Raw genomic sequence first — 16,286 nt, 5'->3', positions numbered from 1 at the left:
CGCGTGATCCGGCCCGGCCGGATCACGCGTCTTGAAAAAAAGAAATCGAGATCGCCCGCGATGGCCTTTACCGACATTTTCATCAAACGACCGGTCCTGTCGGTCGTCGTCAGCCTGCTGATCCTGCTGATCGGCCTGCGCGCGGCAATGGTGCTGCCGATCCGGCAATATCCGAAGCTGTCGAATACGGTCATCAACATCACGACCGTCTATCCCGGCGCGTCCGCAGACCTGATCCAGGGCTTCATCACCACGCCGATCGAGCAGGCGGTCGCGTCCGCCGAAGGCGTCGACTACATCACCTCGTCCTCGGTGCTCGGCACCTCGACGATCCAGGTCTACATCAAGCTGAATTTCGATCCGAACCAGGCGCTCACCGAGGTGTTGGCGAAGACCAATTCAGTGAAGTACCTGATTCCGAAGGAATCCAACGACCCGATCGTCACCAAGACCACCGGCCAGACCACGGCCGTGATGTATCTCGGCTTCTCCTCGGACGAGCTGTCCGGCTCGGCCATCTCCGACTATCTGACGCGTGTGGTGCAGCCGGTGCTGTCGACCGTCGACGGCGTCGCCTCGGCCGACATTTTGGGCGGCCAGACCTTTGCGATGCGGCTGTGGCTCGATCCCGTGAAGATGGCGGGCCGCAACGTATCGCCGGCTGACGTTGCGGCGGCGATCCAGGCCAACAACTTCCAGTCCGCGGCCGGCCAGACCAAGGGCTATCTGATCGTCTCGAACGTCTCGACCAACACGGGCCTGACCAACGTCGATCAGTTCAAGAAGATGATCGTCAAGGCCAAGGACGGCGGCTTCGTGCGGATGGAGGACATCGCCACCGTCGAGCTTGCAGCCCAGAGCACGGATGCCAGCGTCGCCTTTAACGGCGAGCGCGCCATCTTCATTGGCGTGCAGGCGACGCCACAGGGTAATCCGCTGACGCTGGTCAAGGGTGTGCGCGCGCTGTTCCCCGAGCTCGAACGCAACCTCCCGCCCTCGATGAAGATGAAGGTCGCCTACGACTCGACCAAGTTCATCCAATCTTCGATCGACGAGGTGCGGAATACATTGGGCGAAGCCGTCATCATCGTGATCGTGGTCATTTTCCTGTTCCTGGCCTCGCTGCGCTCCGTCATCATTCCCGTCGTCACCATTCCGTTGTCGATGATCGGCGTCTGCACGATGATGCTGGCGCTGGGCTTCAGCTTCAACCTGCTGACCCTGCTCGCGATGGTCCTGGCGATCGGCCTCGTCGTCGACGATGCCATCGTCGTGGTGGAGAACATCCATCGCCATCTGGAGGAGGGCAAGACGCCGGTCCAGGCCTCGCTACAAGGCGCGCGCGAAATCGTCGGGCCGGTCATCTCCATGACCATCACGCTCGCCGCCGTGTACGCGCCGATCGGGTTCCTCGGTGGCCTCACCGGGTCGCTGTTCCGCGAATTTGCCTTTACCCTCGCAGGCTCGGTCATCGTATCAGGCGTGATCGCGCTGACGCTGTCGCCCATGATGTGCTCGGTGCTGCTGAAGAACACCGAAGAGGGCCGCTTCGCCAAGTTGGTGAACCGGGTGTTCGGCGCCATGACGCGGTGGTATGGCCGCAAGCTCGACCGCTCGCTCGACTACAAGGCCATCACCGGCCTGTTCGCCGTGACGATCCTGGGACTCGTCGGCTTCCTCTACATGAACACTTCGAAGGAGCTGGCGCCCGAGGAAGATCAGGGCATCGTGTTCGCGGTGACCAAGGCGCCGAAATACGCCAACATCGACTATGTCGATTTCTACGGCGAGAAGCTCGACAAGGAATTCCAGAAATTCCCCGAGACCGATCTGCGTTTCGTGCTGAACGGCATCAACGGCCCGCAAGGCGGCATTGCCGGCATGCTCTTGAAGCCCTGGGACGAGCGCACACGCTCGTCGATCGCCTTGAAGCCGCTGGTGCAGGCCGAGCTCTCCAAGATCGAGGGCGTGCAGGCGTTCGCGTTCAACCTGCCGCCATTGCCGGGCGGACCCGGCGGTCTGCCGATCCAGATGGTGATCAATTCCACGGCCAGCTTCCAGACCGTCTATGAGCAGATGGAGAAGCTGAAGGAGGCTGCACGCAAGAGCGGCATGTTCATCGTCTCCGATAGCGACCTCGCCTACAACCAGCCGAACGTCGAGGTGACGATCGACCGCACCAAGGCTCAGGACCTCGGCGTCAACATGCAGAACCTCGGCTCGACGCTCGCGGTGCTGCTCGGCGGCAATTACATCAACCGGTTCAACCTCGAGGGCCGCTCCTATCAGGTGATTCCGCAGGTGCCGCGCGGCAAGCGGCTGTCCCCGGAATCGCTCGGTGGCTACTATGTGACGACCAACACCGGGCAGCAGCTTCCGTTGTCGACCGTGGTCTCGATCAGGACCAAGACCGATCCGAATTCGCTGACGCACTACAACCAGCTCAATTCGGCGACGTTCTCCGCCGTGCCGATGCCCGGCGTGACCGTCGGCGCTGCGGTCGACTTCCTCGAAGGCGAGGCCAAGAAGCTGCCGCAAGGCTTCAGCCACGACTATCTGGCTGACTCCCGGCAATACGTGCAGGAAGGCAATCAGCTTGCCATCACCTTCGGCTTCGCGCTGATTATCATCTTCCTGGTGCTCGCGGCCCAGTTCGAGAGCTTGCGCGACCCGCTGGTCATCATGATCTCGGTGCCGATGGCAATCGTCGGTGCGCTGATCCCGCTGTTCTTCGGCATGGCGACCATAAACATCTACACCCAGGTCGGTCTGCTCACCCTGGTCGGCCTGATCACCAAGCACGGCATCCTGATGGTGGAGTTCGCCAACGAGCTCCAGGTTAACGAGCGGCTCGACCGCCGCTCGGCCATCGAGATGTCGGCCCGCATCCGTCTGCGGCCGATCCTGATGACCACGGCCGCGATGGTGACCGGCCTGATCCCGCTCCTGACCGCGACCGGCGCGGGCGCGGCCAGCCGCTTCTCGATCGGTCTCGTCGTCGTCGCCGGCATGTCGATCGGCACGCTGTTCACGCTGTTCGTGCTGCCGGCAGTCTATGTGGTGCTGGCGACCGACCATCGCGCGGCGGCCGATTCGGAGCGGAACAAGCAGATCGGCGAGCTGGACCTCGATTCAAAGGCGCTACGGCCGACCTGAGGCCGCTGGCAGGTTAGTCCCGAAAGGGCGGCAGCGGTGATCCGCTGCCGCCCTTTTCGTTGGGTCTCGGGCGAGCTCCTTGCCGCGCTTGCGAGAGACAAGGTCCGGTCTTCTTGCTAGGTTCCGTGGAATGAGCCTGTCCCTCCACCCCGATACACCTCGAGCCGGGACATTGCCGAGCGCGGCCCCAGGCGAGGTCGCCTCCGGCGACACTGCGGGGCGCGGAATCCGGACCCGGCTCTTCGCCAAATACGTCGCGCTTTTCGTGGCGGTCGTCGCCATTGCGCTGCTCGCCAATGGCCTGTTCGAGGTCTACTTCTACTATCGCGAGCACAAGGCCTCTCTGATCCGAGTCCAGCACGAGCAGGCCGAGGCGGCCGCTGCCAAGATCGGCCGGTTCGTCAAGGAGATCGAGAGCCAGCTCGGCTGGACCACGCAGCTGCCCTGGTCGGGCGGCTCGATCGAGCAGCGCCGGTTCGACGCGCTGCGCCTGTTGCGCCAGGTCCCTGCGATCACCGAGCTGGCCCAGGTGGATTCGACTGGCAAGGAGCGGCTGCGGGTCTCGCGGCTGGCGATGGACGTGCTCGACAGCGGGATCGACCTGTCGAGCGATCCGAAGTTCACCGAAGCGGTCGCGCGCAAGGTCTATTACGGGCCGGTCTATTTTCGCCGGGAGTCCGAGCCCTACATGACGCTGGCGCTGGCGGGCGCACGCAAGGATGCCGGCGTCAGCATCGCCGAGGTCAATCTCAAGCTGATCTGGGACGTCGTGTCCCAGATCAAGGTCGGCGAGCACGGCAACGCCTACGTGGTCGGCCCGGAGGGCCGCTTGATCGCGCATCCCGACATCAGTCTCGTGCTGCGCAACACCGACATGTCCGGCCTTGCGCAGGTACGCGCCGTGCAAGCCGGCGGCGCCATGCCAGACGTGCTTTCCGAGGCCCACAACATCCAGGGGCAGAAGGTGCTGACCGCATCGGCCCCGATCGAGCCGCTGCGCTGGACCATGTTCGTCGAGCTGCCGGTCGAGGAAGCCTATGCCGCGCTTTATGCTTCGCTGCAGCGCCTTGCAATCGTGCTGCTCGCGGCATCCATCTTCGCGGTGCTGGCCGGGATCTTCCTGGCGCGCCGCATGGTCGGGCCGATTCAGGCGCTGCGGAGCGGCGCGGAACGAATGGGCGGTGGTGATTTCTCCCAGCGCATCTCGATCAAGACCGGCGACGAGCTCGAAGGGCTCGCCGACCAGTTCAACGACATGGGCGCGCGCCTGCAGGAATCCTATGCGGACCTCGAGAACAAGGTCGAGAAGCGGACCGCCGAATTGCGGGAGTCGCTCGAGCAACAAACGGCGACGTCGGAGGTGCTCGAAGTCATTAGCTCCTCTCCGGGAGAGTTAGAGCCGGTGTTTCAGAAGATGTTGGAGAATGCTACCCGCGTCTGCGGTGCGAATTTCGGCACGATGAATCTGTGGGACGGCCAGAAATTCAACATCGTCACCGACTACAACATTCCGCCCGATTTCTCCGCCTTCCGTAAGCGGACTCCGATCTTCCCACATCCAGGAACGACGCTGGCTGCAATCATCGCGACGCATCAGCCCGCGCAGATCAATGACTTGAGGGAAAGTCCTGGGTACAAGGCCGGTGTTCCCTTTGTCGTCGGAATGGCCGACGTTGCCGGCGCCCGAACCCTTCTCTCCGTACCCATGCTGAAAGAGGATGATCTGATCGGCGCGATGACGATTTTTCGACAAGAGATTCGCGGCTTCACGGACAAACAAGTCGCGCTGGTGGAGAACTTTACCAAGCAAGCCGTCATCGCGATCGAGAATACGCGCCTGCTGAAGCAATTGCGCGAGCGTACGACCGAGCTATCGCAATCGCTCGACAATCTGCGCACCGCGCAGGACCGCCTGATTCAGACCGAAAAGCTCGCTTCCCTCGGCCAGCTCACCGCCGGCATCGCCCACGAGATCAAGAATCCGCTCAACTTCGTCAACAACTTCTCCGCGGTCTCGACCGAGCTGATCGACGAGCTCAACGAGATCCTGCAATCGGCCGCGCTCGACGGCAAGACGAAGAAGGAGGTCGACGAGCTGACCGGCATGCTCAGGGCCAATCTCGAGAAGGTGGTGCAGCACGGCAAGCGCGCCGATTCCATCGTCAGGAACATGCTGCTGCATTCGCGTCAGGGTTCCGGCGAGCATCGCGCCGTCGACATCAATGCGGTGGTCGAGGAGAGCCTCAATCTCGCCTATCACGGCGCGCGCGCCGAAAGGCCCGCCTTCAACGTCACGCTCCAGCGCGATTTCGACCCGGATGCCGGCATGATCGAGGTGTATCCGCAGGAGATCACGCGCGTCTTGCTGAACCTGATCTCGAACGGCTTCTATGCCGCGGCCAAGCGCAAGGAGAGCGAGGGCGATGCATTCGAGCCCACTTTGCGCGCGGTAACGAAGAATCTCGGCGACAGGGTCCAGATCCGGATTCGCGACAACGGCACCGGGATTCCAGCCGAGGTGAAGGAAAAGATGTTCAATCCCTTCTTCACCACCAAGCCGGCCGGCGAGGGCACGGGGTTAGGCCTTTCAATGAGCCACGACATCGTGGTGAAACAACACGGCGGCACGATCGACGTGGACACCACACAAGGTGTATTCACCGAGTTCATCATCACGCTGCCGCGGACGATGGCAGCGGGCGACACTTCCGGAGGAAAGTCTTGAACGTTTACATCCTGGTCGTCGATGACGAGCCCGACGTCGAGGCACTGTTTCGGCAGCAGTTCCGGCGCGACCTGCGCGCCGGCCGGTTTCAGATGGAGTTTGCGCTCTCGGCCCCCGAGGCGCTCGAGCGCGCCGCCGAAGTCCGTGATCCCTCGCTGATCCTGATCCTGTCGGACATCAACATGCCCGGCATGAGCGGGCTCGACATGCTGCCGAAGGTGCGTGCCGCGCATCCCGATGTTCCCGTCATCATGATCACGGCCTATGGCGATGCGGAGACGCGCCGCAAGGCGATCGAACGGGGCGCCGTCGGGCTCCTCACCAAGCCGATCGACTTTGCGCTGCTGCGGCAGGAGATCGACACGAGGCTCGAGCAAGCCGCATGACTGCGACCATCCTCTTCGTCGACGACGAGCCGGATCTCGAGGCGCTGATCCTGCAGAAATTTCGCAGGCAGATCCGCGATGGGCAGCTCGCGCTGATCTTCGCGCGCGACGGCCTGGAGGCGCTGGAAGCGCTGGAGCAGAATCCGCATGTCGACATGGTGGTCTCCGATATCAACATGCCGCGAATGGACGGCCTGTCGCTACTCGCGAAGCTCCAGGAGGCCCAGGAGAAGAAGTCGACCATCATCGTCTCGGCCTACGGCGACATGAGCAACATCCGCACCGCCATGAACCGCGGTGCGTTCGACTTCCTGACCAAGCCGATCGACTTCGCCGACCTCGAAGCTACGATCGAGAAGACCGTCCGCCATGTGGAGATGCTGCGCGAGGTGCGGCGGCGCCAGATGGAAGCCGAGCGCGCCCATGCCTCGCTGTCGCGCTTCTTCTCGCCGGAGATTGCAAGGCGGCTGGCCGCGAACGTCGATGGCGACGGCATTGAGGTGCAGTGGCGCGATGTCGCCACCCTGTTCACCGATATTACAGGCTTCACCTCGCTGGTCGAGACCGCGCCTCCGCAGACCCTGGGCGAGCTCCTCAACGAATATGTCGGCGGCATGACCGAGATCGTCTTCGCCCATGAGGGGACGGTCGCCAAGATCATCGGCGATGCGATCCAGGTGCTGTTCAACGCCCCCGGCGACCAGCCGGACTATGCAACGCGCGCGATCGCCTGTGCCCATGCTCTCGACGCCTGGGCGGAGGACTTTTCGGCGCGCTGGAAGGCAAGAGGCGTGAATTTCGGAGCTACCCGCATCGGCGCTCATGCCGGTCCGGCGCTGGTCGGCAATTTCGGCGGCAACCGTTTCTTCGACTACACGGCCTATGGCGACACCATCAATATTGCGGCCCGGCTTGAGGCGGCGAACAAGCACCTGGGAACGCGCATTTGCGTTAGTGCCAGCGTTGCGAATGGGGCCGAAAACTTTCGTGGCCGTCCCGTGGGCGACCTGATGCTGCGCGGACGCAGCGAGCCGCTGCGCGCATTCGAGCCGCTGCCGCAGGCGAGGTTCGAGGCGCCAGCGACGGCGCAATATGCCGAAGCGTTTGCCAAGATGGAGGCCGGCGATGCCGCGGCCATGCCGTCCTTCGCCGCGCTGGTTGGCATGCACGCCGACGATCCGCTGGCCGGATTTCACCTGAAGCGCCTGCTCAACGGCGCCAAGGGCACTCGCATGCAACTGGAATAGGAGTCCGTCATGACGCGCGAATTCTCGGCCGGCAACTATCGTTTCATCCCGTCCGTGTTCCAATATTCCGCCGGTGCTGCCGCGGATGAGGGCTACGAGATCGAGCGGGTCCGGTTCGACCGCCTGGTGCCGCTCGCGGAAGGGTTTGCGCTGGCCGCAAAGTTCATCCAGGAGGCGGGGCGTCCGCTGACGGCATTCTGTGCCTGCGAGCTGCGCTCGCCCGCGGCCTTCAGCGAGGAAGGCTTTCGCGCGTTCAATCTGCACTATGTGAAGACGCTGTCCGAATGGGGCATCTTCGACGGCAGCACCAATCCGGTGGCGCGCAGCAATGTCTGCCCCGAGATCGATCCGCCGTCCGAACCGTCGTTCTATGCGTTCTCCTTCACGCGTCCGACGCGGTCAGATTCGCCGAGCTTCGTCATCGCCGGCGGCGCCGAGGCGCGCGAGGGCAGCGGCTCCTATGTCGAGCGCACGGTGCGCTACCGCGATCTCAGCCCGGAGGGGCTGCGCGAGAAGGTGCGCTTCACCACCACGTCGCAGATGGAAAACCGGATGGCAGCCTTCGGCTTCGGCTGGAAGGATACAACCGGGGTGCAGGCCTATTCCGTGCACGACTTTCACCATGCGCTGGTGGACGAACTGGTCCGTCGCGGCGCGCTCCGCTCCGGGCTGACCTGGCATTTCGCCCGTCCGCCGGTGGTCGATCTGGAATTCGAGATGGATTGCCGCCGCGTGCTGCGGGAGGTGGTGGTCTGAGCTCCTCACCAAGAGGAATAATCAGCGCTGCCTTGGGTCGAGCGCGTCGCGTAGGCCGTCACCGAGCAAGTTCAGCGACAGCACGACGAGGAAGATCGCCAGGCCCGGCCAGATTGCCATCCAGGGCGCCTGGGTCAGGAAGCGTTGTGCCGCGTTGAGCATGCTGCCCCAGGACGGCGCCGGCGGCTGCTGGCCGAGGCCGAGGAAGGAGAGGGCGGCCTCGGCGATGATGGCGGCAGCGATCGAGAGCGTCGCCTGCACCAGAAGCGAGGGGAGGATGTTCGGCAGGATGTGCGAGAGCGCGATCCGCCACGGCGGATTGCCGAGTGCGCGCGCGGCCTCGACATAGTCTTCGGCTTTGACGACGAGCACCTGGCCGCGGGTCAGGCGGATGAAGATCGGCGTCGCCGAGATGCCGATCGCAATCATGGCATTGCCGAGGCTCGGGCCGAGGAACGCGGCGAGCGCGATCGCCAGGATCAGGAACGGGCAGGCCAGCATCGCATCGGTGATGCGGCTGATCAGCGCGTCGGTGAAGCCGCCGCGGTAGCCGGCGAGGAGACCGAGCGGCACGCCGATGCCGAGCGCGATCGCGACCGAGATCAGGCCTGCGAGCAGCGAGGCGCGCGCGCCGTAGACGACGCGGCTGAGGATGTCGCGGCCGAGCTCGTCGGTGCCGAACCAGTGGGCCGAGGTCGGCGGTTTGCGCACCAGGCTCCAGCTCGTCGCGATGGGATCATAGGGCACGATGAGCGGAGCGAGCACGGCAAGGGCGATGAACATCGTGAGCACGACGAGCCCGAACACCGCTGCCTTGCGCTTGAACAGCCGCCGTCGCGCGCGGCGGGCCGGGCTATCCAGCTCGTCGGCTCGCGTGAGAGGGCTCGGCAGCGCGGCGTCGGTCATGGATCAGCCCCGGAGCCGCGGATTGACGAGGATGTAGGCGATATCGGCCACCAGATTCAGCGTGATGTAGACCGTGGCCGTCACCAGGACGACGCCCTGCACCACGGCATAATCGCGGTTGAATACGGCATCCACGATCAGCTTGCCGAAGCCGGGAATGGAGAAGATCTGCTCGGTCAGGACCGCGCCGGAGAGCAGCGTACCGAGCTCGAGCGCGCCGAGCGTGATGACGGGGGTCAGCGCATTGCGCATGGCATGCTTGAGGATCACCGTGCGCTCCAACAGTCCTTTGGCGCGCGCGGTGCGCACGTAGTCGCTTTCCAGCACCTGAAGCATGGCGCTGCGCGTATGCCGCATCAGGATCGCGGCGATCGCATTGCCGAGCACGAAGGCCGGCATGATGGTGACGGCCAGGCTTGCGCGCCAGTTCTCGGTGAGCGGCACGTAGCCGGAAGCCGGCAACCATCCAAGCTCGATCGAGAACAGGAAGATCAGCATGATTCCGAGCCAGAAGTTCGGCGTTGAGATGCCCCACAGCGCAAAGAGATTGGCGCCGTAGTCCCACGCGGAACCCTTCTTCACGGCCGCGACGATGCCGGCGGGAATGCCGATCAGCAGCGCGATCAGAATCGCCATCGAGCCGAGCTGCAGCGTCACCGGCAGCTTCTGTGCGATCAACTCGCGCACCGGCATCTTGTTGCGCAGCGACTCGCCGAAATCGCCAGAGAGCACGCCCTTGATCCAGTAGGCGTACTGCACCGGGACGGGCTGATCGAGCCGGTACTGGCGGCGGATCTGCTCGATCACGGCGGGATCGCGCTCCTCGCCCGCCATCACCAGCGCGGGGTCACCCGGCAGCAATTGCTGCAGCGAGAAGATCAGCACCGAGACGAAGAACAGCGTCGGCACGATCTGCACAAGGCGGCGGGCGAGGAAGTTCAGCATCCTCGCAGCGTCACTTCAGCTTGAGGCCGACAACGCGGACGAGGCCGTCCGGCATTTGCCTATAGCCTTCGAGCTTGGTCGTGTGCGCGATGATGATGCGGCGGTGATAGAGGTAGAGGATGGCGTGATCTTCCAGCTCCAGCTTCGCAAGTCTCTCGTAGGCGGCCTTGCGCTGAGCCATGTCCGACGTACGGCGGGCATCGTCGAGCGCCTTGTCCGCGTCGGCGTTGGTCCAGGCACTGTAGTTCTGCGGCGCATCCTTGCGCAGGAACACGTAGGAATTGCCATCGGGATCGATGCGTCCGCTCCATGCCAGCATGAAGGCCTGGTATTCGCCGGACTCGGCCTGCTTCAGCGACGTCGCAAACTCGGTGACGCGGATCTTCATATCGAAGCCCGCCTCGCTCGCCATGGATTGCACCACTTGAGCCACCGCTTCGGTCTCGGCACCCTTTGGTACCAGGAAGTCAACGCTGACTGGCCCAGTGACGCCGGCTTCCTTCAGGAGGGCCTTGGCTTTGGCGATGTCGCGGCCGTGGACCGGAAATGCGCCCTGATAATAGGGGTGATCGGGATTGACCCATTGGTTGCCCGGCTTGAATTCGCCGTTGAACACCACTTGGTTGATCGCCTCGCGGTCGATCGACCAGTCGAGTGCCTGCCGCACCTTGGCGGATTGGCTGAGCGGGCCCTTGGCCTTGTCCTTGCCGATGTTGAGCGTGATGCCCTGATAGCCGAGCTCGATGGCGGTCGCGACCTTCAGCCGGGAGTCGGCGCGCACCTCCTTGAGGTCGGTGGCGAGTACGCGCTCGATCAGATCGAGGCCGCCGGATTTCAGGTTTGCGAGCCGCACGGTCGCATCGACGATCGGCTGAAACACGATCTTGTCGATGAAGATGTTGTCCTTGTTCCAGTAGTCGGCGAATTTCTCGAACACGATGCGGTCCTGCTGCACGCGCTCGACGAACTTGTAGGGGCCGGCGCAGACCGGGCGAAGGCCGAACTTGTCGCCGGCCTCCTTGGCGGCCTTCGGCGACATCATCATTCCGGCGCGGTCGGTGAGCTGAGCGAGCAGGGGCGAGAACGGCGACTTCAACACCAGCTTGATCGTGAGGGGATCGACGATTTCGACGCGATCGACCGAGGCGAGCTCCGGCTTGCGGAACGAGCCGGGGAACGTCAGATGCCGTTCCAGCGAGAATTTTGCGGCCTCGGCATCGAACGGCTCACCGTCGTGGAATTTCACGCCGGGCCGCAGCTTGATGACCAGCGCCTTGCCGTCGTCGGCGGTTTCGCTCGAGAGCGCCAGCTGCGGCACGATGTTGAGCTTCTCGTCGATGTCGAACAGCTTGTCGCAGAAGGAGGAGAACACGATGCGGCCGACATAGGTGCGCGCCATCGTAGGGTCGAGGATATCGGGGTCTTCGGCGAGGCCGATGCGCAACGTGGTCTGGGCCTGCGCGGCCCCGATCGACACCAGCACAGCGGCGGCTGTTGCGGCCAGGCGAAACATCTTCATCGGTCAATCCCCATTGCTTCGGCTATTTCGTTGCGGACGCGGCGCACTGTATACCAACCCCGTCGGGGCTGCTGCCTTCCGTCTTTTGGCTGAAGGCCGCGACCAGCTTTGCAAGCGCCGGCGAAAACCCGCCGGCGGTGGGTAGAATGGCGTCGGCAGACGGCAGCTCCGCGGTGCGGTGACAGGCGGTGGCATGGCCGGTGCGGTCAGCTAGAAGCGCAGGCGCCTCATTGCGGCAGCGCTCGATCACGAACGGGCAGCGGGTGTGAAAGCGGCAGCCGGCGGGCGGATTGAGGGCGCTCGGGATTTCGCCCTCCAGCAGCACCGTCGTCCGTTTCGCCTTCGGCTGCGGCAGCGGGATCGCGGACAGCAATGCGCGGCTGTAGGGATGGCGCGGCGCGGCGAACAGCGCGTTAGCTTCGGCCGTCTCGACGATCTGGCCGAGATTCATCACCGCGACGTGGTCGGCGATGTGCTTGACCACGGCAAGGTCGTGCGAGACGAAGATGTAGGCGAGGCCAAGCCGGTCCTGGAGCTCGCGTAGCAGATTGAGGATCTGCGAGCGGATCGAGACGTCGAGCGCCGAGACCGGCTCATCGCAGATGATGAGCTTCGGCTCGACCGCGAGCGCGCGGGCGATCGCGATGCGTTGGCGCTGGCCGCCGGAGAATTCATGCGGATAGCGGCGGGCGAGGCGCGGCTCCAGCCCGACCAGCCGCAGCAGTTCGGCAACGCGCTCGGCCCGCCGCACCGGCGGCACCAGATCGTGCAACGCCAGCGGCTCGGTCAGAATCTGGCCGACCGTCATGCGCGGATTGAGCGAGGCGTAGGGATCCTGGAAGATGATTTGCGCCTCGCGGCGGAAGGCGCGCAAGGTCCCGGCGTCGAGCGCGAGCAGGTTGCGGCCGTCGAAGCGGATCATACCAGCGTCCGGCTCGATCAGCCGCAGCACCAGGCGGCTGACGGTGGACTTGCCGCAACCGGATTCGCCGACCAAGGCCAGCGTCTTGCCGGCCTCCAGCGAGAAGGACACGCCATCGACCGCCTTGACGTGCGCCAGCGCGCGGCCGAGCAGCGACCGCTGGGCGACAAAATGCTTGACCAGGCCTTCAACCTCGAGCAGCGCCATCACGACACCAGAAGTTCGAGCGGCGCGCGGATGCAGCGCGAGAGGTGGCCGCCGCTGACTTCGACCAGCGGCGGCGGCGCCCTGGTGCAGGCGTCGAGCACGAAGGGGCAACGCGCGGCGAAGCGGCAACCGCCGGGCGGCCGCGCCATGTTCGGCACCATGCCTTCGATTGTCGCAAGCTGCTCGGCGCGGTGGTCGAGCCGCGGGATCGAGCCGAGCAGGCCGACGGTGTAGGGATGCTGCGGCGCGGAGAACAATTCATCGACCGGCGCCCGCTCGACGATCTCGCCGGCATACATCACCGCGACCTCGTCGCAGACCTCGGCGACGACGCCGAGATCGTGGGTGATCAGGATGATCGCGGCGCCGCTCGCGGCTTTCAGCTCGCGCATCAGCTCCAGGATCTGGGCCTGCAGGGTGACGTCGAGTGCGGTGGTCGGCTCGTCCGCGATCAGCAGCCGCGGGTCGCAGGCGAGTGCCATCGCGATCATGACGCGCTGGCGCATGCCGCCGGAGAGCTTGTGCGGGTAGTCGTCGATGCGACGCTCGGGCGAAGGGATATGGACGCGGCGCAACAGCTCGATCGCGCGCTCGCGCGCGTTCCTCCGCGAGCCGCCGCGGTGACGCAGGATTGTCTCGATGATCTGGTCGCCGATCGTGAAGCTCGGATTGAGCGAGGTCATCGGCTCCTGGAAGATCATCGCCAGCCGGTTGCCGCGCAGATCGCGCAACGTCTGGTCCGGCGTGGTCAGCAGGTCGAAACCGTCGAAGCGGATCGCGCCACTTATTTCCGCGCTCTGCTTCGACAGCAGGCCCATGATTGCCAGCGACGTCACGCTCTTGCCGCAGCCGGATTCCCCGACGAGACCGAGCGTCGCGCCATTGGCGACGCTGAGATCGACGCTGTCGACCGCGTGGGTGATACGGCCGTCGTCGCCATGAAAGCGGATACGCAGATCCTTGATCTCGATGAGGGGGCTGGCGCTCATGATCGTCTCGCGCGCGCCGCTTCGATGCTGGCGTCGATGACGCTGCGATCGGTGTTGCCGGCCGGGTTCTGCCGCGTCGGCATGGAGGCGCGGAAGTGCACCCAGAGTTCGTGGCTGACGCGCTCGAGGCGTTCGAGCTCACCGAGCGGATCGGGATGGTCGTCGGCGCGAATGTCCAGCGCTGGCCATTCCTCCTCGCCGTGGATCACGAGCGCGGCCGATTGCTTGCCGCGCTTGTCGCCGCCGGCGGCTTCGCCGGCGCGCATCGCCGCGAGCAGACGGCGTGGGAAGGGCAGGCTGTCGCTCGCGATATAGGTCCTCGCTGTCTCGTCGAGCACGTCGGCCCCCGCGAGCATGTTGCCGGCGATCGAGAAGCCGCTGCCGGCAATATGGCCGCACCAATCGACGCAGTCGCGCCCGGTATGCGCGGCGATGGCGCCGCTGGCATCCATCAAATGGACCTGCCGGCTCTCGCGGCCGTCATCGGTCGCCAGCAGCGTGGCGAGCACGTCGTGGGCGTTGAGGCCCTCGCGCAAGAGCTTGACGCCGTCGATGCCGTAATAGGGATTGACGAAGGCCTGCGTCGCGATGGCGCCGAGGCCAGCGGCGATGTAGGGCACGCGCGCGCCGACGGCGAAAAAGCGGGTCGCAACCGCGATACCGAACTGGCCGGTGGCAGGATCGCGCGCGATGATCGACCAGGTCATGTGCTGCCTTCAGCGTCCCGCCGCATAGCCCTGCATGCCGCGCGGATTGGCGGCGGCACGGCGGCGGCGACCTACGCGTGAGGCCGCGGTGAGGCGGCCTTCGGACCAGTCGGGGCCGACCTCGACTATATGCCCGCGCTCGCGCAGGTTCTCGATCGTCGCCTTCGGCACGCGGTTCTCGACCACGAGCACGCCGGGACGTGCGGTGCGCGGCCAGAACGAGATCGGGAAATGCTCGGAATGCCAGGCCGGCGCGTCGATGGCTTCCTGGAGATTGAGGTTACAATGGACGTGGCGCAGGAAGAACTGCGTGATCCACTGGTCCTGCTGATCGCCGCCGGGCGAGCCCCAGGCGAGGTAGGGCTCGCCATCGCGCAGCGCCATGGTCGGAGAGAGGGTGGTGCGCGGCCGCTTGCCCGGCGCGAGCGCGGCGGGATGACCTTCCTCCAGCCAGAACATCTGAGCGCGGCTGCCGAGGCAAAAGCCGAGCTCGGGAATGATCGGCGAGGATTGCAGCCAGCCGCCCGACGGCGTCGACGACACCATGTTGCCGTCGCTGTCGATGATGTCGAAATGCACGGTGTCGCCGCGCACCTCGCCGAAGCGGCCCACGGTCGGCTCGCCGGCGCCGAGCGCGCCGACCGCCTCGCGCTGGCCCTCCGCGCGGCGCAGCTTGACGACACCGCCGAAGCCCTCGACAGAACCAGGGATGAAATCGAGCGAAGCCTTGTCGGTGACGAGCTTGCGGCGCTCGTCGTTATAGGTATCCGACAGCAGCGTTTCGATCGGGATCTCGTTGAACTTGGGATCGCCGTAGAATTTTTCGCGATCAGCAAAGGCGAGCTTGGCGCATTCGATCTGGAGATGGATGAACTCCGGCCCTGTCGGGTCGAGGCCGTCGAGCGCAAAGCCCTTCAGTAGCGCGAGCTGCTGCAAGGTGACCGGACCCTGGCTCCAGACGCCGGCCTTGCAGACGGTGTAGCGGCCATAGTCGTAGGTGAGCGGCGCCTCGACTGTCGGCTGCCAGCGCGCCATGTCGTCGGCGGAGAGCACGCCGCGATGTGGCGAGCCGCTGACGTCCATCACCTCCTGGGTTCGGCAGAACTTGTCGACGGCTTCCGCGACGAAGCCTTGCGACCAGGCTTTGCGCGCGCGCTCGATCTCCGCATCGCGGCCACCGACGCCGCTTTCCGCCTCGCTCAGGATCCGGGCGTAGGTCGCAGCCAGTGTCTTGTTGGTGAACAGCGTGCCTGGCTTCGGCACTTCACTGTTCGGGAGGTAGACCGCGGCGGACGTCGGCCAGTGCTTGCGGAACAGCTGCTCGACGGTCTGGATCGTGGCGCAGGCGCGCTCGACCAGCGGATAGCCGTCGCGGGCGTAGGAGATCGCCGGCTCCAGCACGTCGCGCACGCGCATCGTTCCGTAGTCGCGCAGCAGCATCATCCAGGATTCGAAGGTGCCGGGAACGCAGGCGGCGAGCAGACCCGTGCCCGGCACCATGTCGAGGCCTTCGCTTCTGTAATGCGCGATGGTGGCCCGCGCCGGCGCCGGGCCCTGGCCGCAGATTACCTCGGTGCGGCCGCGCTTGACGTCATGCACGATGATGGGCACGTCGCCGCCGGGACCGTTCAGATGCGGCTCGACCACCTGGAGCGTGAAGGCGGTGGCAACGCCGGCATCGAAGGCATTGCCGCCCTTTTCCAGGATGGCCATGCCCACGGCAGTCGCAATCCAGTGCGTCGAGGCGACGACCCCGAACGTGCCCTCGATCTCGGGCCTCGTCGTGAACGGATCGGGATTGATATTACTGCCCATGGGACT

Annotated in this window: 12 protein-coding genes; 5 read left to right on the top strand and 7 right to left on the bottom strand. The window is 64.9% G+C overall.

Annotation, left to right across the window (positions count from 1 at the left end):
• Positions 1 to 60 precede the first annotated feature (60 nt).
• The 5 genes from I6F21_RS07120 to I6F21_RS07100 all read left to right on the top strand — a co-directional run bounded on the left by I6F21_RS07120 (position 61) and on the right by I6F21_RS07100 (position 8,270).
• A complete protein-coding gene (locus tag I6F21_RS07120) occupies positions 61 to 3,156 on the top strand; it encodes a MexW/MexI family multidrug efflux RND transporter permease subunit (RefSeq protein WP_036025801.1) in 3,096 nt (1,031 codons plus the stop codon).
• Positions 3,157 to 3,286: 130 nt separating this feature from the next.
• On the top strand, positions 3,287 to 5,881 hold the full coding sequence (locus I6F21_RS07115) for an ATP-binding protein (RefSeq protein WP_225139591.1): 2,595 nt from the start codon (positions 3,287 to 3,289) through the stop codon (positions 5,879 to 5,881).
• On the top strand, positions 5,878 to 6,267 hold the full coding sequence (locus I6F21_RS07110) for a response regulator (RefSeq protein WP_025034870.1): 390 nt from the start codon (positions 5,878 to 5,880) through the stop codon (positions 6,265 to 6,267). The genes I6F21_RS07115 and I6F21_RS07110 overlap by 4 nt, the downstream gene beginning before the upstream one ends.
• On the top strand, positions 6,264 to 7,514 hold the full coding sequence (locus tag I6F21_RS07105; RefSeq protein WP_225139590.1) for an adenylate/guanylate cyclase domain-containing protein: 1,251 nt from the start codon (positions 6,264 to 6,266) through the stop codon (positions 7,512 to 7,514). The genes I6F21_RS07110 and I6F21_RS07105 overlap by 4 nt, the downstream gene beginning before the upstream one ends.
• 9 nt (positions 7,515 to 7,523) lie before the next feature.
• The gene (locus I6F21_RS07100) at positions 7,524 to 8,270 is read left to right on the top strand and encodes a hypothetical protein (RefSeq protein ID WP_225139589.1); all 747 of its coding nucleotides are present in this window, start codon (positions 7,524 to 7,526) and stop codon (positions 8,268 to 8,270) included.
• 21 nt (positions 8,271 to 8,291) lie between these two features.
• On the opposite strand, the gene I6F21_RS07095 is transcribed toward I6F21_RS07100, so the two are convergent.
• The 7 genes from I6F21_RS07095 to I6F21_RS07065 are packed head-to-tail and all read right to left on the bottom strand — an operon-like array spanning position 8,292 to position 16,280.
• Positions 8,292 to 9,176 carry an ABC transporter permease gene (locus I6F21_RS07095; protein ID WP_057027046.1) on the bottom strand — a complete coding sequence of 295 codons (885 nt, stop codon included), beginning with the start codon at positions 9,174 to 9,176 and terminating at the stop codon, positions 8,292 to 8,294.
• A 3-nt stretch (positions 9,177 to 9,179) separates the two neighbouring features.
• Positions 9,180 to 10,121, bottom strand: coding sequence for an ABC transporter permease (locus I6F21_RS07090; protein ID WP_025034874.1), 942 nt, complete (start codon positions 10,119 to 10,121; stop codon positions 9,180 to 9,182).
• Between the two features lie 10 nt (positions 10,122 to 10,131).
• A complete protein-coding gene (locus tag I6F21_RS07085) occupies positions 10,132 to 11,640 on the bottom strand; it encodes an ABC transporter substrate-binding protein (RefSeq protein ID WP_225139588.1) in 1,509 nt (502 codons plus the stop codon).
• 22 nt (positions 11,641 to 11,662) lie between these two features.
• The gene (locus I6F21_RS07080) at positions 11,663 to 12,769 is read right to left on the bottom strand and encodes a dipeptide ABC transporter ATP-binding protein (protein ID WP_225139587.1); all 1,107 of its coding nucleotides are present in this window, start codon (positions 12,767 to 12,769) and stop codon (positions 11,663 to 11,665) included.
• On the bottom strand, positions 12,769 to 13,758 hold the full coding sequence (locus tag I6F21_RS07075) for an ABC transporter ATP-binding protein (protein ID WP_225139586.1): 990 nt from the start codon (positions 13,756 to 13,758) through the stop codon (positions 12,769 to 12,771). Before I6F21_RS07075 ends, I6F21_RS07080 begins: the two co-directional genes overlap by 1 nt.
• A complete protein-coding gene (locus tag I6F21_RS07070) occupies positions 13,755 to 14,465 on the bottom strand; it encodes a DUF1028 domain-containing protein (RefSeq protein WP_036004762.1) in 711 nt (236 codons plus the stop codon). Before I6F21_RS07070 ends, I6F21_RS07075 begins: the two co-directional genes overlap by 4 nt.
• A gap of 9 nt (positions 14,466 to 14,474) precedes the next feature.
• Entirely contained in the window at positions 14,475 to 16,280 is a 1,806-nt protein-coding gene (locus I6F21_RS07065; protein WP_225139585.1) for a gamma-glutamyltransferase family protein, read from the bottom strand.
• Positions 16,281 to 16,286 lie beyond the last annotated feature (6 nt).

Source organism: Bradyrhizobium sp. NBAIM03 (genome assembly GCF_020194055.1).
In the GTDB taxonomy this organism is placed as follows: domain Bacteria; phylum Pseudomonadota; class Alphaproteobacteria; order Rhizobiales; family Xanthobacteraceae; genus Bradyrhizobium; species Bradyrhizobium yuanmingense.
The sequence above is the reverse complement of the archived record's forward strand: the minus strand, read 5'-3'. Positions and strand labels throughout refer to the sequence as shown.